Here is a 22,405-nt window from a genome sequence, read left to right as displayed (position 1 = left end):
AATGCGCCTGGTTATTCGAGCTTGAGACGGGCCACCGTCACCTTGGTGTCGTGGGTCAGCTCCACCGGCACGCCATTGCGCTGCAACTTGACATAACGGGCATTGCCTACCACCAGGGAGAATGGGGCATTGCCGCTGACTTCACGACGTACGCCGGCCTTACCCAATTGGGACAACAGGATCTTGCCATTTCGATCCTTCACCTCGACCCACGCGTCCTGAGAAAACTCGAAAACGAGCTGATCGGCTCCGCTCGCCCCGGCCGGCTTGGCCGGCGTGGCTTCTACGGCTTTCTCAACCGGGGGCTGCGGCAGGGTGGTCGGGATCGGGGCCACGGCTGCGGGGGCCGGCGCGGCAGGTGTTACAACGGGCGCCGCACCTTCGCGGGGCTCTGCACCAGGAGGCGGCATGACCTGAGACGTGGCAGTTTCGGAGGGCTGGACAGGCGCGGGAGCCGCCACGGCGGGTGGCACGTTCTGGGCCTGAGGTGCCGGGGCACCCTGCGCCCCCTCAGTGGTCACGGACGGCGCCTGCACCGTCACATTCTCGACCACCTTCTTTTGTGTATCGAAATACCACCCTGCCACAACCACACCAAACAGACCCGCTGCGGCCAGGACCCCGGGCAGAATGGATTTTCGGAAGCGGCCACGCCCCGCCTGCGGGATGTCTCCGTGGGCGTTCGAAGCAGGCGTAAGCTCCATTGCCGCCGCATCGCCAGGTCGATCTACATGAGCCAGCAGTGGGGCCACATCCAGCTTCAACAGGCGCGCGTAATTGCGCAGGAAGCCTCGAGTGAAGGCCAGACCGGGCAGATCGTCAAAACGCCCCGCCTCCAACGCTTCAACTTGCCGAACGTTCAGTTTCAGCGCATTCGCCACTTCCGCGAGGCTGAAACCTTGCGCTTCGCGAGCCCGACGCAGGGTTTCCCCCGCGGAGATGTCAGTCACAACCGGTACTGCCGAGGACGGAAGTGCTTGAGAATCTGTCACTGGTACTGCCCTTGCAAGAAAGCCTGATACTCCGGCGACTCCGGGAAACGGCGCCGTAACTGCTGGACGAAGCCGGCCTCGGCAGCCCTGTTCCCCAGCCGGCGTTCGATGCGGATCGCCAGCCACAGACTCTCCGCAGTCGGCTCCCCCCCCTGATTCAACACGGCAAGGTAACGCTTCGATGCCTCGTAAGCCCCTCGCCGGTAAGTGATTTCGGCCAGATGAAACAAGGCCTGCATATTGCCGTTATCCGCCTCCAGCGCTCGCTGAAACTGCTGCTCGGCGGCGGCATCGTTCTTCAGCCGCAGCTGACACAGGCCAGCGTTGGCGTACGCCCGGGTCGGCGTCTGGTAATACGGATTACGTGCTGCCTTGGTGAGCAATTCCAGCCCTGAAGTCTCGTTGCCCGTGGAGCACAGGAACCAGCCATAGCTGTTCATGATCTCCGGGTCACCGGGGGCCAGCCGCATCGCGTACTCGAAATTGCTCGCCGCGATCTGGTTCTCCTGCAGGAACATGTGCACCATGCCCATCAACTGGAAGGCCGGCGCATAACCCGAGTCGTAGTTGGTTGCGGCACGCGCTTCGTCAAGCGCGACACCATACCGGCCAACCTGAAAATAAGCCTGCCCCAGCTCGACGTGGATCTTGGCCTTGCGCCGGGCATCCGTAGTCGCCGGCTGATCAACCATCGGGCGCTCGAGCTTGTCCGTTTCACCAGAGGGCAAGGGTGCGACGCACCCGCCGAGCAAGAGCGCCAACAATCCCAACGCACACCAGCGACGCATCAGGAGCGCACCTCCACGACTGGTACAACTCGGGTGGCCGTCCGGCGCGTCTTGTCCTTGACCTGCCCGGCCAACTGGCCGCAAGCCGCATCCACGTCATCACCACGGGTCTTGCGGGTGGTCGTCACGATGCCCGCATCGATGAGGATCTCGGCAAACTGCTTGATCCGCAGCGCGGGGGAACGATCAAAGCCCGAATTCGGGAACGGATTGAAGGGAATCAGATTGAACTTGCAAGGCACATCGCGGGTCAGCGCAATCAGTTCCCGGGCATGGGCGTCGGAATCATTCACGCCATCGAGCATGACGTACTCGAAGGTGATGAAGTCGCGCGGAGCCTTCTCAAGATAGCGCCGACAGGCGGCCATCAGTTCACGTAGCGGATACTTCTGATTGATCGGCACCAGTCGGTCGCGCAGCGCATCGTTGGATGCATGCAGCGACACCGCCAGCGCCGTCGGGCAGGCGTCGCGCAGTCGGTCCATGGCCGGCACAATGCCGGAGGTGGACACGGTCACGCGCCGCCGGGAAAGTCCGTAGGCATTGTCGTCGAGCATCAGCTTGAGCGCCGAGACGACATTGTCGAAATTGGCAAGGGGCTCGCCCATACCCATCATCACGACGTTGCTGATGACCCGCTCACCGTCGCCATTGGCGCCCAGCATGCGGTTGGCCAGCCACAACTGGCCGATGATCTCGGCAGCCGTGAGATTGCGGTTGAAGCCCTGCTTGCCGGTCGAGCAGAACGCACAGTCGAGGGCGCAGCCGGCTTGCGACGAGATGCACAGCGTGCCGCGGTTGGTCTCGGGAATGAACACCGTTTCCACCGCATTGCTGTTGCCCACGTCGAGCAGCCACTTGCGCGTGCCATCCGTTGAAACGCTGTCGCGTACCGGTACGGGGGGCATGACGCAGGCCGTCGCTGCGAGCTTGGCCCGCAGCGACTTGGCGACGTCGGTCATCTGCTCGAAGTCGGTTTCGCCGAAACGATGGACCCAACGGAGCACCTGCTTGGCGCGAAACGGCTTCTCACCCTGCTGGACGAACCATTCGGTGAGGGCTTCGGCATCGAAATCGAGAAGATTGACCACGTGTATTTCCATCCAGACCAGCGGGACGGAGGAGTTCCGCCCCGCTGGTAGAGATCATCAACGGCTGTAAACGTTCATGCCCGGGAAGAAGAAGGCGACTTCCACGGCAGCGGTTTCAGGCGCGTCGGAGCCGTGCACGGCGTTGGCGTCGATGGACTCGGCGAAGTCGGCGCGGATGGTGCCGGGAGCAGCCTTCTTCGGGTCGGTGGCGCCCATCAGTTCGCGGTTCTTGGCAATCGCGTCCTCGCCTTCCAGGGCCTGGATCATCACGGGGCCGGAGGTCATGAAGGAGACCAGATCCTTGAAGAAGGGGCGCTCTTTGTGAACAGCGTAGAACTCGCCGGCTTCACGCTCGGACAGGTAGGCCAGCTTGGCGGCAACGACCTTGAGGCCAGCGGCTTCGAAACGGGCGTAGATCTGGCCGATCACGTTCTTGGCGACGGCATCGGGCTTGATGATGGAGAGGGTGCGTTCAATAGCCATGTTGCTAGCTCCAGTGAGACAAAGGATGGTCGAAAAACCGAAAGCTTGGAATTTTAGCAGGTTGATGCGTCAATTCGGCTTTTTTCGGCTCACATGGCAGAACGGAAGCGAAAGGGAAGGCGGCACGAAGCGGCCGGCAGACCAAGGGGCGAAAAAAAAGGGTGCGCATCGCGCACCCCCAACCCCAACAGAGAGACTTTAGCCTGGACCATGATCCAGGAGGCGCCAAGTATTGCTTGTTGTTTGCGCCTTGAACTTGGGACGAAGTATGAAAGAACTCCGCGAAGGCAGTCTTGACCTGCGTCAAAAACCCTTCACATGGAGGGGTGACTGGAACCGCAGAATCATGCCTCCTCCTTGTTCTTATCCGCAGGTCCGCGCGACGCCGGCTGCGGCGTATCGTCGTCACTGACAACCCGGTAGCCCGGCCCCTCGAGATCGTCGAACTGTCCGCTGCGAACGGACCACCAGAAGATCACCCCGATCAGGAAGACGAGCAGCACGGACATCGGAATCAGCAGGTACAGGCTTTCCATGGCACAAGGGCTTTCAGTTGGCCTTTCGCCGTTGAAGGCGAAGGGCATTCAAGACGACGAACAGGGAACTGGCAGACATGCCGATGCCAGCCATCCAGGGCGTCACAAGGCCGGACATGGCCAGTGGCACCGCAGTGAAATTGTAGGCGAAGGACCACCACAGGTTCTGCCGGATGATATGCAGCGCCCGCCGTGAGAGCCCGACGCCGTCCGCCAGCGCCCCCAGGCGCGCGCCGAGCAGCACGATGTCCGCCTGGTTGCGGGCCAGGTCCGTGCCGCCACCCATGGCGATCGACACCTGAGCCTGGGCCAGCACCGGCGCGTCGTTCACGCCGTCGCCAACCATCGCCACCACCGTACCGCCGTGCTGCAGCCGGGTCAGTTCGGCATGCTTGTCCTCCGGCGTCATGCCGCCCACCGCGCGGGAAACCCCCAGGCGCGTACCGAGTTCGGCAACGGTAGCCGGCGTGTCCCCGCTGAAGATCGACAGGTCGATCCCCTTGCCGCGCAAGGCCTCGAAAGTGGCAGGGCAATCCTCACGCAGCCCATCGCTGAGTGCAAAACCCGCAATCCAGCCGGCCGACGAGCCCAGGGCCACGACGGTTCGGCCCGAACGCTCGTCCTCAAGCAAGGCCGCCGGAATCGGCGTGCCCGTCAGTTCGGCCACGAAACCCGGACGACCGATCCGATGGACCACGCCGGCAAGCTCGCCGGCCACGCCCTGCCCGGTCGTGGCCTTGATGGCTCCCACAGGAGCACCCGGAGCGGTCGCAGCCGCCAGCCTGATGGCCGTCGCGATGGCATGCTCCGCCCCCTGCTCCAGCCCCGACGCCACAGCCAGGGCTTCTTCTTCGGATAGCCCGCCGAGCAGACGGACCTGCTCGATCCGCATAGCCCCGTAAGTCAGGGTGCCCGTCTTGTCGAAGACGAAATGCTGAGCCTTGGCCAGCGCCTCGACCGCGTGCCCACGCGTCACCAGCACCCCCATACGCGCCAGCGCGTCGGTCGCCACGGTGAGCGCCACCGGCGTCGCCAAGGACAGCGCACACGGACAGCTGACGACCAGCACCGACACGAAGATCCACAATGCCCGGTCCGGATCGAACCACCACCAGCCCGCCGCGGTAAGCGTTGCCAGGACCAGCAGCACGATGATGAACCAGGCTGCCACCTGGTCGGCCTGCTGCACCACCCGCGGCTTCTCAGCCGACGCCCGTTCCATCAGCTGACGGATCGCCGCCAGGCGGGTGTGTTCGCCGGTACGGGTGACGCGCACGCACAGCGGACTGGTGACATTGATGCTGCCTCCGGTCACCTCGGTGCCCGGCGCCTTGGGCACCGGCCGGCTCTCGCCGGTCAGCAGCGCTTCATTGGCCTCGCTCTGCCCTTCGACGACGACGCCGTCCGCCGGCACGGCCTCGCCCGGCTTGACGCGGATCACATCGCCCGTCAGCAGCTGGGACACCGGGACCTTCTCCCCATCCAGAGCCGGATAGGCCGGCAGACGCTCGGCGAAAGCCGGCAAGGCCTTGCCCATCTCTTCTACGCCGCGCACGGCCTTCTGGCGCGCCAGCATCTCCACGTAGCGGCCGCACAGCAGGAAGAAGACGAACATCGTCACCGAATCGAAATACACCTCCCCCTTACCAGCCAGCGTCGCCCAGCAACTGGCCAGGAAGGCCGCCCCTACCCCCAGCGCAACGGGTACGTCCATACCCAGCCGGCGCAGGCGTATGTCGCGGATCGCGTGACTGAAGAACGGCGCGGCGGAATACAGCACGACGGGTGCGGTCAGGATCAGGCTCGCCCAGCGCATCAGCTGCTCGATGTCGGCGGTCATGTCACCCGCCTCGGCGATGTACACCGGGAAGGCATACATCATGACCTGCATCATGCCGAAGCCGGCCACGAACAGGCGCCACAGGGCGGACCGCCGCTCCCGCTGGGAAATCTGCTCGGAGCGGGCTGCATCGTAGGGATAGGCGCGGTAGCCGATGGCGTGGATGGCCGCCAGGATGTCCGACAGCTTGATGCGCCGCTCATCCCAGCGCACGCGCGCACGCCGCGTCGCGTAGTTGATGTCCACCGCCGTCACGCCGGGCTGGTGGGCCACGTGCTGCTCGTTCAACCAGATGCACGCGGCGCAGGTGATGCCCTCGAGGATCAGCGCCGCCTCGCGCTCGTGTTCGCCGATGGGCTTGACGAAGCCCTGCTGGAAATCCGGATGGTCGAACAGCCCGAGGTCCTTCAGCTCGTCGGGCATCGCCTCGCGGGCCTGCTCGGGCATCGCATCGCGGCGCTTGTAGTAATCGACGAGGCCGCTGCTGACGATGGACTCGGCCACCGCCTGGCAACCGGTACAGCACATGTGGTGCTGGACGCCCTCGATATCGACGGGGAGATCTACATCTGCGGGAATGGGGAGCCCGCAGTGGTAGCAATCATGCTCGGGCAGAACAGGGGAAGGGGACGACAACGAAGGCCTCGCACAGGACTCGCCGGCGACCGGACGGTGGCCACCGGGAAAACACGCCTTTTAACACAAAGCAGCCCCCCGCGGCGAACCGCCCCTCCCGGACGGCAGCCGGGCGGGCTACAGCCGCGACGGATCGAAACCGGTTTCCCGGTAGATCGAGCGGATCAGGTCGCTGCCAATGCGGGCCTCCATCTTCTGATGGACCGGCAGCATGGCTTTCTTGAAGGCCAGGCGCTCTTCCTTGTTGGGCACATACACCTGCACCTTACCGCTCTTCTTGATCGCTTCCAGCGCCTTGTCGTTCTCTTCCTTGGCAATACGGTTGGCGTAGACCGTCGCTTCCCGCATCGCCTGCTCGAGCTGGCCGCGCACATCGGCGGGCAGACCATCCCAGAACCGCTTGTTGGCGATGACCGCGTAACCGAGATAGCCGTGATTGGTCACCGTCAGGTACTTCTGCACCTCGTGCATCTTCTGGGTGTAGGTGTTCGAATGCGGATTTTCGGTACCGTTGACGACGCCGGTCTTCAGCCCCTGATACACCTCCGAGAAAGCCATCACCTGCGGCAGGCCACCAACGGCGCGGATCTCCTCCTCCAGCACCTTCGACGACTGGATCCGCAGCTTCTTGCCACGCAGGTCGGCCGGCGTACGGATCGGCGTGTTCGCGGAGAAAGACTTGAAGCCGTTGTCCCAGTAAGCCAGGCCGACGATACCCTTCGATTCGAGCTTCTTCAGGATACTGGCCCCTACCGGCCCCTGCGTCACCCGATGCAGATCGGCGTAGTCGTCGAAGATGTAGGGCAGGTCAAAGACCTCGAACTCCTTCACGCCCAGCGGGCCGAACTTGGCCAGGGACGGCGCCAGCATCTGCACGACGCCCAGCTGCAGGGCTTCGAGTTCTTCCTTGTCCTTGTACAACGTGCTGTTCGGATAGACCTCCACCTTGACCTTGCCGCGGGTCAGCTCCTCCGCGCGCTTTTTGAAATACTCGGAGGCCTTGCCCTTTGGGGTGTCCGCTGCAACCACGTGGCTGAACTTGATCACAATGGGTGCCTGAGCGGCGGCCATCGCGCACATCCCCATGGCGAACAGGCCGAACAGCAAGCTACGCAAACGCATTCCAATCTCCATCATCGGCAGTCGAGGCGGCATGGTACATGAGCCGCAATTCCGGCAGACTGCAACGCCACACTGTGGAAGACGGCACCAACAGACTCAATTGTGGTCATCCGCAGTGTGGAAACATCGAATGGCTCAAAAATGCCAGTCCGGCGATAAACAGGAATCCTCCCATTCGTGATTCTCAACCCGTTGCCCCCATCGAATTCAGCCTCTCCACCACCGAGCTGGTACTGGAGCCTGCCCTACGCCGCCGTGGCCCTGTTCATCGCCACGATGGCGACGCTGCTGTGGCTGACCCACCGCCAGGACGCCGAAGAACAGCGCGCCACGCTGATCAACGACGTGCTGTGGATGGAGCAGAACCTGTCCTTCCAGTTCGAGCGCAATGACGCGCAGCTGACCCAGCTCGGCCCTGCCCTGCTGGCCAGCGGCCGCCTGAACTCCACGGCTGAAGCGCGCATCCGGCAGGCCCTTGACCCGGAAAGCGGCCTGATCCGGGTACTGTGGCTCGACGCCGGCGGGCGCGTCAAAGGTTCCGAGCCCCCCTACACCGACAGCCACCTGGTTGGTGAGGCATCGGGCACCTTTCCGTCGTCGTCCGCCTATCGCCTGGCCCGCTCCCTCGGTCGGCCGGTGTACAGCGAGGCCTACGCCGTTCTCGACAATCAGACCCAGTTCGAGGTCCACGTACCGATCTTCGACGGCGGCCGCTACCTGGGCTCGGTGGTCGGCGTTTATTCACTAAACAACATGCTGGCCCACCAGATTCCGTGGTGGTTTTCCGAGCGCTACCGGGTATCCGTCAGCAACAACCTCGGCACCGAAATCGCCGCCAAATCCAAGGTTTCCCCGCTGTCCAGCCTCAACTACGAGATCCCCTTCGAGCCCCCCGGCCACGGTCTAACGGTCAACGTCACCGCCTACAAGAGCGAGGTGCGCTGGATTCCGCTGCTGCTGATGGGCTCCCTCGGCGTCCTTGGGGCCGCCATCGTATGGAGCCTGTGGCAACTGCGCCGCCACATGAAGCGCCGCCAGCAGGCGGAACTGGCCCTCAGCGCCGAACACGCCTTCCGCAAGGCGATGGAAGACTCCCTCAACACCGGCATGCGCGCCCGCGACCTGAGCGGCAAGATCACCTACGTGAATCCGGCCTTCTGCCGCATGGTCGGCTGGAACGCCGATGAGCTTGTCGGCCTGATGCCGCCGATGCCCTACTGGGCGCCGGAAGCGCTGGAGCGCACCCGCGCCGTGCACGAACTGGTGCTGGGGGGCAATGCGCCGCCCCAGGGCATGGAGATCCGCCTGATGCGCCGCAACGGCGAACGCTTCGACGCCCTGCTCATCGAAGCGCCGCTGATCGACTCCAACGGCAAGCACATCGGCTGGATGGGCTCGGTGGTGGATGTCACCGAACAGAAGCGCGCCCAGGAACTCGCCCGCCAGCAGCAGGAGCGCCTGCAGGCCACCGCCCGCCTCGTCACCATGGGCGAGATGGCTTCGACCCTCGCCCACGAACTCAACCAACCGCTGGCTGCGATCTCCAGCTACAACACGGGTTGCCTGAACATGCTCGGCAACGGCGACCTGCCGAAGAAAGAGCTGACGACCATCCTCGAAAAGATCGGCAAGCAGGCCCAGCGGGCCGGGCAGATCATCCGGCGGGTGCATACCTTCGTGCGACGCAGCGAGCCCAAGTTCGAACCGGTGGACGTGAACACCATCCTGCGGGAAGCCGTCGGACTGGTGGAGCCGGACGCCGACCGGCGCGGCGTTCTCATCGAGCTGGAACTGGAAGACAACCTGCCCTGCGTCGAAGCGGACCCGGTGATGATCGAACAGGTCGCCGTCAACCTGATCCGCAACGGCATGGACGCAATGGAGGACAACCCACGCGAAACCCGCCGCCTGCTGATCCGGACCCAGCGTCAGAACGGTACGCTGCTCTGCGACGTGGCCGACCGCGGCGCGGGCATCCCGCCCGAGGTCGCCGAAAAGCTGTTCGCGCCGTTCTTCACAACCAAGGCCGAAGGCATGGGTATCGGGCTCAACATCTGCCGTTCGATCGCCGAACTCCACCGGGGCCGCCTGAACTTCGAGAACAACCCGGGCGGTGGTACGATTTTCCACTTCTCCCTGCCGATCCCGTCATGAGCACGCCCCTCGCCCATATTGTCGACGACGACGAAGCCATCCGCGACGCCCTCACCTGGCTGTTCCGGACCCGTGAAGTGGCCAGCGCCGAATGGAGCTCCGCCGAGGAATTCCTGGCTGCCTGGCAGCCGGAGTGGCGCGGCTGTATCGTGCTCGACATCCGCATGCGGGAAATGAGCGGCCTGGAATGCTTCGACGTGCTGCAGGAGCAAGGTAACACCCTCCCCGTCATCTTCCTCACTGGCCATGGCGACGTGCCGATGGCGGTCAGCGCGCTGAAGAAAGGCGCCTTCGACTTCCTCGAAAAGCCGTTCGAGGACAACGCACTGGTGGACGTGGTCATCCGCGCGCTGGCCAAGGACGCCAAGCGCCAGGCCAGCCAGGCCAGCCAAGCATCGGTCGCCAATCATCTGGCCCTGCTCACACCGCGGGAGCAGGAAGTCATGAATCTCGTACTGGCCGGCAAATTCAACAAGGTCATCGCCGACGAGCTGAGCATCTCGATGCGTACCGTGGAAGTTCACCGGGCGCGGGTCTTCGAAAAGATGGGCGTCCGCTCTGCTGTCGAGCTGGCCCAACTGCTCGCACCGAGCCGTGACAAAGGGTCCGGTAGCGACTCAGGGGAACACTGACCAGCGCGGCAGGATACCCTCTGCCCCCGGCAGACAGGCGAATTCGGCAGCCACGCCGACCCCGGCGATCCACGCCAGGCGCTCATCCACCCATAGCATCGGAACCGTATCCCGCAGCCAAGGGGGAATGCCCGCTTCCTGCCACAGGTTTTTCAGACTGCGGGAAGGCCTGCCCGCGTTCAGACGCATGCGCGCGCTCGTCCTCCTGCGCCCGACCCGGCATGACCCCGCCGCGAGCAGATCAGCCGCCAGCCCCCGCCCGGACACGGCGCTGAAATCCAGCACACCGCCAGCCCATGGCAAGGCGGCTTCACCACGCCACGGGCGGAAGTCGACCACTTCTACGGGCACGGTCGCCGCCTCCAGCCACCAGCGCTCCCGATAGATGCACAGCGCGACATCGCCCAACAGGATTCTCGAACCGGACGCGACGGAATCCTCCCGGAACTGCCGCTCAGCCTCCCGCAACCGCGCCTCATCTGGCATCGCCGCCCCCACCTGCGCCAGCAGGCGCCGCAGCAGATTGCGCAAACGGGCTGAGGACAAATCAAGCGCAGGGGCATGCAGCATCTGCATGCATCCCGGGATGCGCAGCTTCTCGACGTCGCTGTCTGCCAGTTCTTCCAGCAGCCCTTCCGCCTCACCGGCCAGCCGCCCCAGGCGGGCCAGATTGGCCGACGCACCGGTAAAACGTCCATCCAGCTGCGGCAGGATTTTGTTGCGCAGGAAATTGCGGGAGAACGCCGTATCGGCGTTGCTGGGGTCATCCACCCAGTGCAGGCCATGCCGCTCAGCATACGCATGCAGCACGGAACGTGGAACGTCCAGCAGCGGGCGCCAGATCCGGCCACCCGCGCCAACATGGACAAAATCGCGCATGCCGGCCAGGCCCTTGACGCCGCTACCGCGCAGCGCGCGGAAAAGAATGGTCTCGGCCTGATCGTCCCGATGGTGGGCCAGGGCCAGCACGCCGCCCCCCAGACCATCCAGAAGCGCGGCCCGACGCACTTCCCGCGCAGCCGCTTCCAGCCCGCCCGAATGCGCCCGATCCACCTGGACTTCACGAACCGCCAGCGGCACGGCGAGTGCCGCACACAGCTCGACGCAGGTGTCGCTCCAAACTTCGGAGCCCGCCACCAGGCCGTGGCGGACATGCATGACGCTCACCTCGATCCTGAGCTCGCCCTGCAAACCGGCCAACACATGCGTCAACACGGAAGAATCGAGGCCGCCGCTCAACCCAACCCGGACCGGGCCGGGTGCGAGGGAAAGTTGCCGCCAGCTCGCGGCAACCCGGGCAGCAAGCTCAGTCGACGGCAATTTCCTTGAACTTGCCGTAACTCATCAGGCGCTCGAAACGGCGCTCGAGCAGCTCCGACGGCGACAGCTCGGACACCTGGCGCAGCGCGTCCTGCAGCGCCCGCTTGAGGTTCTGCGCCATTGCCCGATGGTCGCGATGGGCGCCGCCCACCGGCTCGTTCACCACCTTGTCGATGAGCCCCAAGGACTTGAGACGCGACGCGGTGATACCCATCGTCTCGGCCGCATCCGGCGCGCGATCAGCGCTTTTCCACAGGATGGACGCGCAGCCTTCCGGCGAGATAACTGAATAGGTGGAGTACTGCAGCATCAGCAGCTGATCGCCAACCGCAATGGCCAGCGCGCCGCCCGAGCCACCTTCGCCGATGATCGTGCAGATCAGCGGCACCTTGAGTTCCGCCATCACCAGCAGGTTGTGGCCGATGGCCTCCGACTGGCCGCGCTCTTCCGCATCGATACCCGGATAGGCGCCCGGCGTATCAACAAACGTAAACACCGGCAAGCCGAACTTCTCGGCCAGCTTCATCAAGCGCATCGCCTTGCGATAGCCCTCCGGGCGCGGCATACCGAAGTTGCGGAACAGCTTTTCCTTGGTATCGCGGCCCTTCTGATGGCCGATCACCATGCAGGACTGGCCGTTGAAACGGGCCAGGCCGCCAACGATCGCCTTGTCGTCGGCAAAGCTGCGATCACCGTGCAGTTCTTCAAAATCGGTAAAGATGTGCTGCACGTAGTCAAACGTATACGGACGCTGGGGATGACGCGCTACCAGCGCGCTCTGCCAAGGCGTCAGCTTGGCGTAGATATCCTTGGTCAGGCCGTGGTTTTTCTGCTCCAGCCGGGCGATCTCCTCGGAGATATCCACCGCCGAATCGTCCTGCACAAAGCGTAGTTCTTCGATCTTCGCCTCAAGCTCCGCAATAGGCTGCTCAAAATCTAGGAACGTTGTTTTCATCCGGTCGAACTCATAGAAATTTTTGCCATTTTACCCTATCGACTCCCGCGACGGGCGTCGCACCCTGGTCAGCCCTGTTTTTACTGCAAAAATCGCATTGCTGCACAGCGCAATAAGCCGCTAACATCGCCCCTCTTTTTGGCTCGCCCCATCATTCCAAATGGCTTCGATGAACCTTCTCCGCGCCCTCGCCACGGTCAGCGGAATGACCCTGTTGTCGCGGATCCTGGGTTTCGTGCGCGATTTCGTGCAGGCCCGCGCCTTTGGCGCCGGCATCGAGATGGATGCCTTCGTCGTCGCCTTTCGCCTGCCCAACCTGCTGCGCCGCATGTTCGCGGAGGGCGCCTTCTCCCAAGCCTTCGTGCCCATCCTGGCGGAATACAAGAACAAGCGCGGCCCTGACGAAACCCACCGCCTGATCAACCACGTGGCCAGCGCGCTGGGCCTCGTCGTGCTGATCGTCTCGATCCTCGGCGCGCTGGCCTCGCCGGCCATCATTTACGCCACCGCCCCCGGCTTCTCCGACAACGTGGAGAAGTTCGAGCTGACCGTCCAGCTCACCCGCATCACCTTCCCCTATATCTTCTTCATGTCACTGGTGGCCCTAGCCGGCGGCGTACTGAACACCTGGAGCCGCTTCGCGATCCCGGCCTTCACGCCGGTGCTGCTGAACCTGTCCTTCATCTTCATGGCGCTGTTTGCCGCCCCCTACTTCCACCCGCCGATCCTGGTGCTCGGCTGGGCCGTCTTCATCGGTGGGCTCGCCCAGGTCGTATTGCAACTGCGCCCGCTGGCCAAGATCGGCATGCTGCCGCGCTTCTCGCTGGATTTTTCCGACCCCGGCGTGCGGCGCATCCTCAAGCTGATGGCACCGGCAATCCTTGGCGTGTCGGTCAGCCAGATCTCGCTGCTGATCAACACGGTCTTCGCCTCCTTCCTGCCGAGCGGCAGCGTGTCCTGGCTGTACTACGCGGACCGCCTGATGGAATTCCCTTCCGGCATGCTCGGCGTGGCGCTGGGCACCATCCTGCTGCCCAGCCTGTCGAAAATGCACGCCGACGAAAAGCCAGCCGAGTTCTCCGCGCTGCTGGACTGGGGCCTGCGCCTGACCCTGCTGCTGACGCTCCCGGCCTCGGTCGGCCTCGCACTGCTGGCCATACCGCTGATCAGCACCCTGTTCCACCACGGAGCCTTCGGCGCCAACGACGTCCTGCAGACGCGGACCGCACTGGTCGCCTACAGCCTCGGGCTGACCGGGCTGATCCTCGTCAAGGTGCTCGCCCCGGCCTTCTATTCCCGTCAGGACGTCCGCACGCCGGTGCGCATCGGCATCATGTCGCTGATCATCACCCAGTTGATGAACCTGATCTTCATCGGCCCGTTCCAGCACGCCGGCCTGGCCCTGTCCATCGGTCTGGCCTCGTGCTTCAATGCCACCCTGCTCTACCGCGGGCTGCGCGCCCGGGGCGTCTACAACCCCCAACCGGGCTGGGGTGCCTTCGGCAGCAAGCTGGCCGTCGCACTGCTGGCCCTCGCCAGCGGTCTCTATTTCACTGCCGGTCCGGACAGCCTGTGGCTTCACGCCAGCAGCCTGGAACGGGTCATCCGCCTGTCGGCACTGATCTGCGGCGGCATCGCCGTGTATTTCGCCGTCCTGTTCGCGCTCGGCTTCCGGCTCACCGATTTCCGTCGGCGCGGTACGACCTGACGGCGATCCTGGCTACAATCGCGCAAACCATCCTGGGAGACGAACGAAGATGAAATTGCACAGTGACAGCTTTGCCGACGGCAGCGTGATTCCCGGCCAGTTCGCCTTCTGCGTGCCTGCTGCGGAAGGACATGTGAACCTCAGCTCCAACCGCAATCCGCAACTGGCCTGGAGCGATACGCCTGCCGGCACGCGCTCCTTCGTGCTGATCTGCCACGATCCGGACGTACCGAGCCGCGGCGACGACGTGAATCAGGAAGGGCGCTTCGTGCCAGCCGACCTGCCCCGCGTGGACTTCTTCCACTGGACGCTGATCGACCTGCCGGCTTCCGTCACCCACATTGCCGAGGGCGCACACTCCAGCGCGGTCACGCCCAACGGCAAACCCGGCCCGGACCTGCCTGACGGCAGCCGCCACGGCGTGAACGATTACACCGGCTGGTTCGCCGGCGACGAGCAGATGAAGGGCAATTACTTCGGCTACGACGGCCCCTGTCCGCCGTGGAACGACTCCATCCGCCACCACTACGTCTTCACTGTGTACGCACTGGACATTCCGCGCCTGCCGATCGAAGGCATCTTCAGCGGACAGCAGGTGCGTGACGCCATCGCCGGGCACATCCTCGCCCAGGCCAGCCTGACCGGCACCTACAGCCTCAACCCGGCCGTCCCGGCCTGACGCGGCGCGTCCGGCCTCCCGCGAGGAGGTCGCCACACCGAGCCGGATCAAACCTCGTAAGAAGGCAGGCGTGTCGCCATCAGCGGCAGATTCAGGTGCAAATGCAGGTAATCGGGCAAGCCGTTCCTGAACGGCGGCCAGTCCTCGCCGGCAATCAGGGGGCGGCACCAGGTTTTAAATGCCTCGGTCACACCGAAAGCATCCGCGGCGATGAACTCCGGCGGTAGCGTACGCTCCAGATTGGCCACCCGCTCGAAGGGCTGCAGGTTGGTCCGCCAGCGATAGGGCTGGTCCGACACCCGCTCGATGCCGACGACACCCCGCTCGCCGGCCAGCACCCGCCGCACCGCCGCCTTGCCGACGGCAAAAGCCTGGGCCGTATCCGTGCGCGATGCCAAGTGCCGGGCCGAACGCTGCAGATAATCGGCCAGCGCATAGTGCACCTTGTAACCAAGGCAGGCGTGGATGCGCTCGGCCACCACCTCCCCCGCCCCGCCCAGTTGGACATAGCCCTTCTGGTTGCGGTCGTGCATGGCCAGGATCTGCCCATCCGGCCCGCGGATGCCTTCCGCCACGACGATCGCGCAGGCGCCGATGCGCTCGACGATCTCCTTCACACGGGCCAGGAAGGCAGCCTCATCGAAAGGCACTTCGGGCAGCAGGATCAGATGCGGTGCGGCGTCCTCCTCCTCCGCCGCCAGCGCGCAGGCCGCGGCCAGCCAGCCGGCGTTGCGCCCCATGACCTCCAGCACGAAGGCGCGCCCGCCGCCAGTCGTCATCGCCGCCAGATCTAGGCCGACCTCCCGGATCGAAGTCGCCAGGTACTTGGCCGCCGAGCCGTAACCCGGGCAGCAGTCCGTCAGGACGATGTCGTTATCGACGGTCTTCGGTACTCCAACCACGGTCAGGGGATAGCCCCGCAGGTCTGCCGCAGCCTGGATCTGCCGGCAGGTCTCCATCGAACCGTTGCCGCCGTTGTAGAGAAAGCCGGCGACATCATGGGCCGCCAGCACATCGAACAGGCGGTCGTACTGGGCCGGATTACGCTCCAGCACATCCAGGTCGAAGCGACATGACCCGAAGGCGCCGCCAGGCGTCGCACGCAGACGGGCCAGGTCGGCATCCGACAAGGCCGCGGTATCCAGCAAGGTTTCCCGCAACACCCCCAGGATGCCGTTGCGGGCGGCCAATATACGCCCGACTGCATCGCCGGCCTGGCGCGCAGTGGCAATCACGCCAGCAGCCGACGCATTGATGACCGCAGTCACGCCGCCCGACTGCGCATAAAGCAGATTCTTCGCCATCCGGATCCTCTTGCCGCAGACTGCACCACTGAAAAAACAAAGGCCGGCTTGAAGCCGGCCCTTTGCGAGTGCGAACTGGGCGCTTACTTCAGCGCTTCGAAGGCACGTTCACGGATTTCCTCGACCTTGCCGAGGCCGCCGATCTTGCGGTACTGGGGCGCATTCGCGTCACCCTTGGCCGCCCAATCGGAATAATAGGCGACCAGCGGCTTGGTCTGGGCGTGGTACACGTCGAGACGCTTCTTGACGGTTTCTTCCTTGTCGTCATCGCGCTGGATCAGCGGCTCACCGGTCTCGTCGTCCTTGCCTTCCACCTTGGGCGGGTTGAACTTGACGTGATAGGTGCGGCCAGAAGCCACGTGCACGCGGCGACCGGACATGCGGCCGATGATCTCTTCATCGGGCACGTCGATCTCGAGCACGAAATCGATGGGCACGCCGGCAGCCTTCATGGCTTCGGCCTGCGGAATGGTGCGGGGGAAGCCGTCGAACATGTAGCCGGACTGGCAATCGGCTTCCTTCAGACGGTCCTTCACCAGACCGATGATGATGTCGTCGGACACGAGGCCGCCGGCATCCATGACCTTCTTGGCCTCGATGCCCAACGGGGTGCCGGCCTTGACGGCCGCACGCAGCATGTCGCCGGTGGAAATCTGGGGAATGCCGAACTTTTCCTTGATGTAATTGGCTTGGGTGCCCTTGCCGGCGCCCGGCGGTCCCAACAGAATCAAACGCATGTCTTTCCCTCCTCTGGTTATTGTCGATACGACATGGGATTGCGAAACTATCGCGAAACTTCCGCAAGGTCAAACGCCTGGCGGACACGTTCAAGATCTTCGGCGGTATCCACTCCGGCGGGCGGAGCCTGGTCCAGCACCATGACCCGGATGGGGAAACCGTGGGCCATTGCCCGCAGCTGTTCGAGGGCTTCCCATTGCTCCAGCGGAGATGGCGCCAGCGTGGAATAACGCTTCAAGAAGCCGGCCCGATAGGCATACAGACCGATGTGGCGATAAGCCGGCAGACCGACGGGCAGCACGCTGCGCTCGGCCGCAAAGGCGTCCCGCGCCCAGGGGATCGGTGCCCGCGAGAAATAGAGTGCTCGGCTCCGGGCATCGAGCACGACCTTCACCACGTTCGGATTGAAGAATTCTTCCGCCGACCCCAGCGGATGGCAGGCGGTGGCGATGGAGGCCTCGGCGTCGCCGGCCAGGCACTCGGCCGCGCGGCCGATCAACCCCGCCGGGATCAGCGGCTCGTCACCCTGCACATTGACGACGATGTCGTCGTCGCCCCAGCCCAGTTGCGTAGCCACTTCGGCCAGGCGATCGGTGCCCGACGGATGCCCGGCATCGGTGATGACGACCTTGCCGCCGGCCTGCTCGACCACCGCGGCGATGCCTTCATGATCGGTAGCCACCCACACCTCGTCGGCGCCGGCTTCCAGCGCGCGATCGAGGACACGCAGGACCATCGGCTTGCCGGCGATGTCGAGCAGCGGCTTGCCAGGCAGCCGACTACTCGCGTAGCGGGCCGGAATGACAATACGGAAACCCATGTCAGCGGGACTGGGCGATTTCTTCGTCGGTCAGCGACCGGGCTTCTTCCTCCAGCATCACCGGGATGCCGTCGCGAATCGGGTAAGCCAGGCGGGCGCTGACGCTCCACAGCTCCTGCTTGTCCTTGTGGAAGTCGAGCGGGCCCTTGGTAATCGGGCACACCAGGATTTCAAGCAGTCGGGGGTCCATCGAGCTTCTCCACAATCAGTTCCGCCGCCCCAGGCGCAACCTGCGCACGGACCGGCCACACCCAGCTGTCGGCCGGGGCGAAAGGCGCGCATTTTACCGCATCCTTCTCGGTCATCAGAAGCACATCGCCATCGGAAATTTCCAGATCGGTCGCAGTGAACGCGTGATGATCGGGAAATGGGCGCCGCAGGATGCTCAAACCCAACCCTTCGAGCTGGCTGAAGAAGCGCTCCGGCCGTCCGATGCCGGCCATCGCATGGATCCGGCGGCCACGGAAAGCCACCACATCGCAACGCTCTTCGCGCCGCTCGAGCCGCTCGAACAGCGAACCGGCCAGCCCGAACTGGAACACCGGCACCGGACGAATCTTTGCGGACAGGCGCTCCGACAGAGCACCGTGGGCCAGCACCAGCCCTGCTTCGCGGACGCGGCCCAGCCCTTCCCGCAGCGGCCCCGCCGGCAGGCGCAGGCAGTTGCCGAGGGTCGCTTCGTCCACCACCACCACTTCCAGATCGCGTGCCAGCCGGTAATGCTGCAGACCATCGTCGGCGATCAGCACATCCACGTCCGGATGAGCTTCCAGCAAGGCCAGCCCCGCCGCCGGACGGTCGCGCCCGACAAAGACCGGGCACCCCGAGCGGGACGCCATCATCACCGGCTCATCACCGAAACGGGCCGGATCGCCATCGATAGGCACCGCGGCCACGCCTTCGACCGCCCCGCCGTAACCACGGCTGACGATGCCCGGCGTGAAACCCCGGCTGCGCAAGAGCTCAACCAACCACAGCACGACGGGCGTCTTGCCACTCCCCCCCACCGCGACATTGCCGACGACGACAACCCGCACCGGCAAACAGACGGGCTTCAGGACACCCAACGCAAAGAGCCGGCGACGCAGGCCGGCCAGCAATGCAAACAACAGGGAAAGAGGAAAGAGGCTCCAGGCGAGCGCCCCTCGGCTCTGCCAGAATCCGGGGGCGCTACGAGGCATGGATTACTGCAGACTCAGCGCTGGGTAGCCTGAGTGGCGAAGGAAATGTGAATCAGCCCGGCCTGCTGCGCCGCCTGCATCACATCGATGACGCGTTGGTGAACCGCCTTCGCATCCGCGTTGATGATGACCACCGGATCCTTGGCGTTGACCGGCGCGACTGCACGCAGTGCGGCGGCAATGGCCGCCACATCGGTGCCGCTGACCGGGCGCTTGTTGATGACCACCTCGCCACCGGCAGTGACGGCCACGTTGATCTCGACCGGCTTGTCATCGCTGACCTGGGCGTCCGCAGTGGGCAGGTTGATCTCCAGCCCGGCGAAGCGCGAATAGGTCGTGGTGAGCATCAGGAAGATGATGATCACCAGCAGTACGTCGATCATCGGAATCAGATTGATTTCCGGCTCCTCGCGGGAGCGGCCACGACTGAAGTTCATGGCCGGTGCCTCAGCGGCGTTCGCCGTGGATCAGTTCGACGAGACGGATCGCCTGCTGCTCCATCTCGATCACCAGGCCATCGACAGTGGCGCGGAAATGGCGCCAGAAAATCATGCTGGGGATGGCGATTACCAGGCCGAAGCCGGTGTTGTAGAGGGCGATGGAGATACCGTGGGCCAGCTGCTGGGGGTTGGAACCACCAGGAGCCTGGGAACCGAAGATCTCGATCATGCCGACGACTGTGCCAAACAGGCCCATCAGCGGACTGATCGATGCGATGGTGCCGAGGGTGGTCAGGAAACGCTCCAGGTCGTGGGTTACCGCGCGACCGGTTTCCTCAATGGACTCCTTCATCACATCACGCGGGCTGCGCACGTTGCGCAGACCTGCGGCCAGAACACGCCCCAGGGGAGAGCTGAGCGCCACGCGGTTCAGCATCTCCGGCGTCACGCCGCTCTGGCGCATCTCGGCGACCACTTTGTCTACCAAACCGTCGGGCAGGATCTTGCTGCGACGCAGCGTGATGAGCCGCTCGATGATCAAGGCCACGGCCACGATCGAAGCAAACAACAAGGGCCAGATCGGCCAGCCGGCAGCTTGAAGAATGGCGAACACGCGAACGCTCCTGAGAATCGGACGAAGCCCATGACTCTAACCTGCCCAAGGTTGCAGAGCAACACATGGAGCGTGTCAGACAATCCACAAAATCTGTGGATAACTTTGTGGATTGATGCCAAGGGCGGGCGCTAAACCCGTAGTTTGTAAGGACTTTTAGTGGTCGGGTCAAAAATGAGGCGACATACACATATATTATAAATCAATCACTTACAAGTTTATCGGCAAGTCAAGGGTCTGAACTGGATTTTTTTACCCTGCCATGGGCGGGATGTGGATTCCGTTAGAATTCGCCCCCATGAACACCCCGCAAAGCAGCACCAAAGTCAACTCCGGCGAAGTCGTTTCCGTATCCTGGCTCAACCGCGCGGCCCGCGAAGCGCTGGAAGGCAGCTTCCCCTTGCTGTGGGTCGCCGGTGAGGTTTCGACCCTCACCCGCGCCGCCTCCGGGCATGTGTACTTCACGCTCAAGGACGACCAGGCGCAGGTGCGTTGCACCATGTGGCGCAACCGCGCCCAGCTGCTCGGCTTCCGCCTGGAACACGGCATGCGCGTCGAAGTGCGCGCGCTGGTAACGCTGTTCGAAGCCCGCGGGGATTACCAGCTGAATATCGAATCCATTCGCCAAGCCGGCGTGGGGAATCTCTACGAGGCCTTCCTGCGTCTGAAGGCGCGCCTCGAGGCGGAAGGCCTGTTCGATCCGGCCTGCAAGCGATCGCTACCACGCTTTCCGCGGGGCATCGCCGTCGTCACCTCCCCCCAGGCCGCCGCCTGGCGCGACGTCACGGCCGCGTTGGCACGGCGGGCACCGCATGTTCCGCTGAGTCTGTATCCGAGCCTGGTCCAGGGCGCCGACGCACCTGCGCAGATCGCCGCCGCGATCCGCCAGGCGGGCCTCCGCGCCCAGCAGGACGGCAACGACGTGCTGCTGCTGGTGCGTGGCGGCGGCAGCCTGGAAGACCTCGCCGCCTTCAACGACGAGAGCGTCGCCCGCGCCATTCGCGCCTGCCCGTTGCCGGTGGTGGTCGGCGTCGGTCACGAGACCGACGTGAGCATCGCCGACTTCGCCGCCGACCTGCGCGCCGCCACACCGACCGCGGCGGCCGAACTGGTCAGCGCCGGCTACGTGGAAGCACAGGAGGGACTGGAACAACTGGCGCGCCGTCTCAAGCGGGCCATGGAGCGGCGCATAGAGAACGCGGCCCAGCGCGTCGACCGGGCCGCCGCGCGCCTGATCCACCCCCGCCAGCGGCTGCACGCCAGCCGGCTGCAACTGGAAAATCTGCAGCAACGCCTGCAGGCCCGCATCACCCAGCGGATTGCTGCCCAGCGGACACGGGTCACCACACTGGAACTACGCCTGGCCGCCCGCAGACCCGATCTGACCAGCCGGCAACAAAAGCTGAACATGCTGGAGCAAGGGCTGCAGCGGGCCATGCACAAGCTGCTCGCCGATCGCCGGACGCAACTCAACACCCTGGGCCAGCACCTGACCCACCTCGATCCTCGCGGCGTCCTGTCCCGCGGCTACAGCATCACACGGGATGCCTCGGGTCAGATCATCCGCTCCGCCAACGGGCTCGTTCCGGGAGATCTCATCCACGTCGAATTCCACGACGGCGTCGTAGATGCAAAGGTAGACAAGCATTCCGGCTAGTTGCGGTGCAAAATAGCGGGTGGAACCGGCGACCGGATGAGGTACGCCGAGGCCGATTGTGCAGAGAATCCAATCCCGACTAGAATAGTCGGACAATTTCCTATACCCCGGAGAAACAAATGGCTCATACCCTGCCCGAACTGCCCTACGCCAAGAACGCCCTGGTGCCCCACATTTCCGAAGAAACCTTCGAATACCACTACGGCAAGCACCACCAAGCCTATGTGACCAACCTGAACAACCTCATCCCGGGCACCGAGTACGAAAACCTGTCCGTCGAAGAGACCTTCCTGAAGGCCCCGGCCGGTGGCGTCTACAACAACGCCGCCCAAGTCTGGAACCACACCTTCTTCTGGAGCTCCCTCAAGCCGAACGGCGGCGGCGCTCCCGCCGGCGCGCTGGCTGACGCCATCAACGCCAAGTGGGGCTCCTTCGACGAGTTCAAGAAGGCCTTCCAGGCTTCCGCCGTCGGCAACTTCGGTTCCGGCTGGACCTGGCTGGTCAAGAAGGCCGACGGCTCCGTCGACATCGTCAACACCGGTGCTGCCGGCAACCCGCTGAAGAGCGGCGAAGGCAAGCCCCTGCTGACCATCGACGTGTGGGAACACGCCTACTACATCGACTACCGCAACGCCCGTCCCAAGTTCGTGGAAACCTTCCTGAACAGCCTGGCCAACTGGGACTTCGCTGCCGCCAACTTCGCCTGATCGCGAAGC

At 64.3% G+C, this 22,405-nt stretch carries 22 protein-coding genes; 6 read left to right on the top strand and 16 right to left on the bottom strand.

Features of this window, described 5'->3' with window-relative positions:
- Window positions 1–11: 11 nt before the first annotated feature.
- The 7 genes from AC1PQG_RS08915 to AC1PQG_RS08885 form a co-directional block, all read right to left on the bottom strand.
- Window positions 12–950: a RodZ domain-containing protein gene (locus AC1PQG_RS08915; protein ID WP_481122222.1), complete on the bottom strand. Its 939-nt coding sequence runs from the start codon at window positions 948–950 to the stop codon at window positions 12–14.
- A gap of 38 nt (window positions 951–988) precedes the next feature.
- Window positions 989–1,780 carry a type IV pilus biogenesis/stability protein PilW gene (pilW, locus tag AC1PQG_RS08910; RefSeq protein ID WP_481122221.1) on the bottom strand — a complete coding sequence of 264 codons (792 nt, stop codon included), beginning with the start codon at window positions 1,778–1,780 and terminating at the stop codon, window positions 989–991.
- Window positions 1,780–2,883, bottom strand: coding sequence for a dual-specificity RNA methyltransferase RlmN (gene rlmN, locus AC1PQG_RS08905; RefSeq protein ID WP_481122220.1), 1,104 nt, complete (start codon window positions 2,881–2,883; stop codon window positions 1,780–1,782). The genes pilW and rlmN overlap by 1 nt, the downstream gene beginning before the upstream one ends.
- A gap of 45 nt (window positions 2,884–2,928) precedes the next feature.
- A complete protein-coding gene (ndk, locus tag AC1PQG_RS08900; protein ID WP_481122219.1) occupies window positions 2,929–3,354 on the bottom strand; it encodes a nucleoside-diphosphate kinase in 426 nt (141 codons plus the stop codon).
- A gap of 344 nt (window positions 3,355–3,698) precedes the next feature.
- The gene (gene ccoS, locus AC1PQG_RS08895) at window positions 3,699–3,890 is read right to left on the bottom strand and encodes a cbb3-type cytochrome oxidase assembly protein CcoS (protein WP_481122218.1); all 192 of its coding nucleotides are present in this window, start codon (window positions 3,888–3,890) and stop codon (window positions 3,699–3,701) included.
- Window positions 3,891–3,903: 13 nt separating this feature from the next.
- Window positions 3,904–6,345, bottom strand: coding sequence for a heavy metal translocating P-type ATPase (locus AC1PQG_RS08890; RefSeq protein WP_481122988.1), 2,442 nt, complete (start codon window positions 6,343–6,345; stop codon window positions 3,904–3,906).
- A 138-nt stretch (window positions 6,346–6,483) separates the two neighbouring features.
- Window positions 6,484–7,488: a TRAP transporter substrate-binding protein gene (locus AC1PQG_RS08885; RefSeq protein ID WP_481122217.1), complete on the bottom strand. Its 1,005-nt coding sequence runs from the start codon at window positions 7,486–7,488 to the stop codon at window positions 6,484–6,486.
- Between the two features lie 177 nt (window positions 7,489–7,665).
- Between AC1PQG_RS08885 and AC1PQG_RS08880 the strand changes: the two genes are divergently transcribed.
- Window positions 7,666–9,642 (top strand): sensor histidine kinase, encoded by a 1,977-nt coding sequence (locus tag AC1PQG_RS08880; protein WP_481122216.1) that lies wholly within the window; start codon window positions 7,666–7,668, stop codon window positions 9,640–9,642.
- Entirely contained in the window at window positions 9,639–10,274 is a 636-nt protein-coding gene (locus tag AC1PQG_RS08875) for a response regulator transcription factor (protein WP_481122215.1), read from the top strand. The genes AC1PQG_RS08880 and AC1PQG_RS08875 overlap by 4 nt, the downstream gene beginning before the upstream one ends.
- Here AC1PQG_RS08875 and tilS read toward each other — a convergent pair.
- Together tilS and AC1PQG_RS08865 are read right to left on the bottom strand one after the other, a co-directional pair.
- On the bottom strand, window positions 10,260–11,513 hold the full coding sequence (gene tilS, locus AC1PQG_RS08870) for a tRNA lysidine(34) synthetase TilS (RefSeq protein WP_481122214.1): 1,254 nt from the start codon (window positions 11,511–11,513) through the stop codon (window positions 10,260–10,262). The two genes, AC1PQG_RS08875 and tilS, sit on opposite strands and share 15 nt — an antisense overlap.
- A 67-nt stretch (window positions 11,514–11,580) precedes the next feature.
- The gene (locus AC1PQG_RS08865) at window positions 11,581–12,549 is read right to left on the bottom strand and encodes an acetyl-CoA carboxylase carboxyltransferase subunit alpha (protein ID WP_481114713.1); all 969 of its coding nucleotides are present in this window, start codon (window positions 12,547–12,549) and stop codon (window positions 11,581–11,583) included.
- A 169-nt stretch (window positions 12,550–12,718) separates the two neighbouring features.
- On the opposite strand from AC1PQG_RS08865, the gene murJ reads away from it, so the two are divergent.
- Together murJ and AC1PQG_RS08855 are read left to right on the top strand one after the other, a co-directional pair.
- The gene (murJ, locus tag AC1PQG_RS08860; RefSeq protein ID WP_481122213.1) at window positions 12,719–14,257 is read left to right on the top strand and encodes a murein biosynthesis integral membrane protein MurJ; all 1,539 of its coding nucleotides are present in this window, start codon (window positions 12,719–12,721) and stop codon (window positions 14,255–14,257) included.
- A 49-nt stretch (window positions 14,258–14,306) separates the two neighbouring features.
- Window positions 14,307–14,936 (top strand): YbhB/YbcL family Raf kinase inhibitor-like protein, encoded by a 630-nt coding sequence (locus tag AC1PQG_RS08855; RefSeq protein WP_481122212.1) that lies wholly within the window; start codon window positions 14,307–14,309, stop codon window positions 14,934–14,936.
- Window positions 14,937–14,983: 47 nt separating this feature from the next.
- On the opposite strand, the gene AC1PQG_RS08850 is transcribed toward AC1PQG_RS08855, so the two are convergent.
- From AC1PQG_RS08850 to AC1PQG_RS08820, 7 genes are all read right to left on the bottom strand, one after another.
- Window positions 14,984–16,240, bottom strand: a complete 1,257-nt coding sequence (locus AC1PQG_RS08850; RefSeq protein ID WP_481122211.1) for a 6-phosphofructokinase — start codon at window positions 16,238–16,240, stop codon at window positions 14,984–14,986.
- An 83-nt stretch (window positions 16,241–16,323) separates the two neighbouring features.
- Window positions 16,324–16,977 carry an adenylate kinase gene (adk, locus tag AC1PQG_RS08845; RefSeq protein WP_374483284.1) on the bottom strand — a complete coding sequence of 218 codons (654 nt, stop codon included), beginning with the start codon at window positions 16,975–16,977 and terminating at the stop codon, window positions 16,324–16,326.
- Between the two features lie 47 nt (window positions 16,978–17,024).
- Entirely contained in the window at window positions 17,025–17,798 is a 774-nt protein-coding gene (gene kdsB / locus AC1PQG_RS08840) for a 3-deoxy-manno-octulosonate cytidylyltransferase (RefSeq protein WP_481122210.1), read from the bottom strand.
- Between the two features lies 1 nt (window position 17,799).
- Entirely contained in the window at window positions 17,800–17,988 is a 189-nt protein-coding gene (locus AC1PQG_RS08835) for a Trm112 family protein (RefSeq protein ID WP_079434920.1), read from the bottom strand.
- Window positions 17,969–18,979, bottom strand: coding sequence for a tetraacyldisaccharide 4'-kinase (gene lpxK / locus AC1PQG_RS08830; RefSeq protein WP_481122209.1), 1,011 nt, complete (start codon window positions 18,977–18,979; stop codon window positions 17,969–17,971). The genes AC1PQG_RS08835 and lpxK overlap by 20 nt, the downstream gene beginning before the upstream one ends.
- A 14-nt stretch (window positions 18,980–18,993) precedes the next feature.
- On the bottom strand, window positions 18,994–19,416 hold the full coding sequence (locus tag AC1PQG_RS08825; protein ID WP_481122208.1) for an ExbD/TolR family protein: 423 nt from the start codon (window positions 19,414–19,416) through the stop codon (window positions 18,994–18,996).
- A 10-nt stretch (window positions 19,417–19,426) separates the two neighbouring features.
- Window positions 19,427–20,032: a MotA/TolQ/ExbB proton channel family protein gene (locus AC1PQG_RS08820; RefSeq protein ID WP_481114721.1), complete on the bottom strand. Its 606-nt coding sequence runs from the start codon at window positions 20,030–20,032 to the stop codon at window positions 19,427–19,429.
- Between the two features lie 298 nt (window positions 20,033–20,330).
- Between AC1PQG_RS08820 and xseA the strand changes: the two genes are divergently transcribed.
- Window positions 20,331–21,689 carry an exodeoxyribonuclease VII large subunit gene (gene xseA / locus AC1PQG_RS08815; RefSeq protein WP_481122207.1) on the top strand — a complete coding sequence of 453 codons (1,359 nt, stop codon included), beginning with the start codon at window positions 20,331–20,333 and terminating at the stop codon, window positions 21,687–21,689.
- Window positions 21,690–21,808: 119 nt separating this feature from the next.
- The gene (locus AC1PQG_RS08810; protein ID WP_481122206.1) at window positions 21,809–22,396 is read left to right on the top strand and encodes a superoxide dismutase; all 588 of its coding nucleotides are present in this window, start codon (window positions 21,809–21,811) and stop codon (window positions 22,394–22,396) included.
- Window positions 22,397–22,405: the final 9 nt, after the last annotated feature.

Source organism: Zoogloea sp. GDB6, from assembly GCF_056724105.1.
The sequence above is the reverse complement of the archived record's forward strand: the minus strand, read 5'-3'. Positions and strand labels throughout refer to the sequence as shown.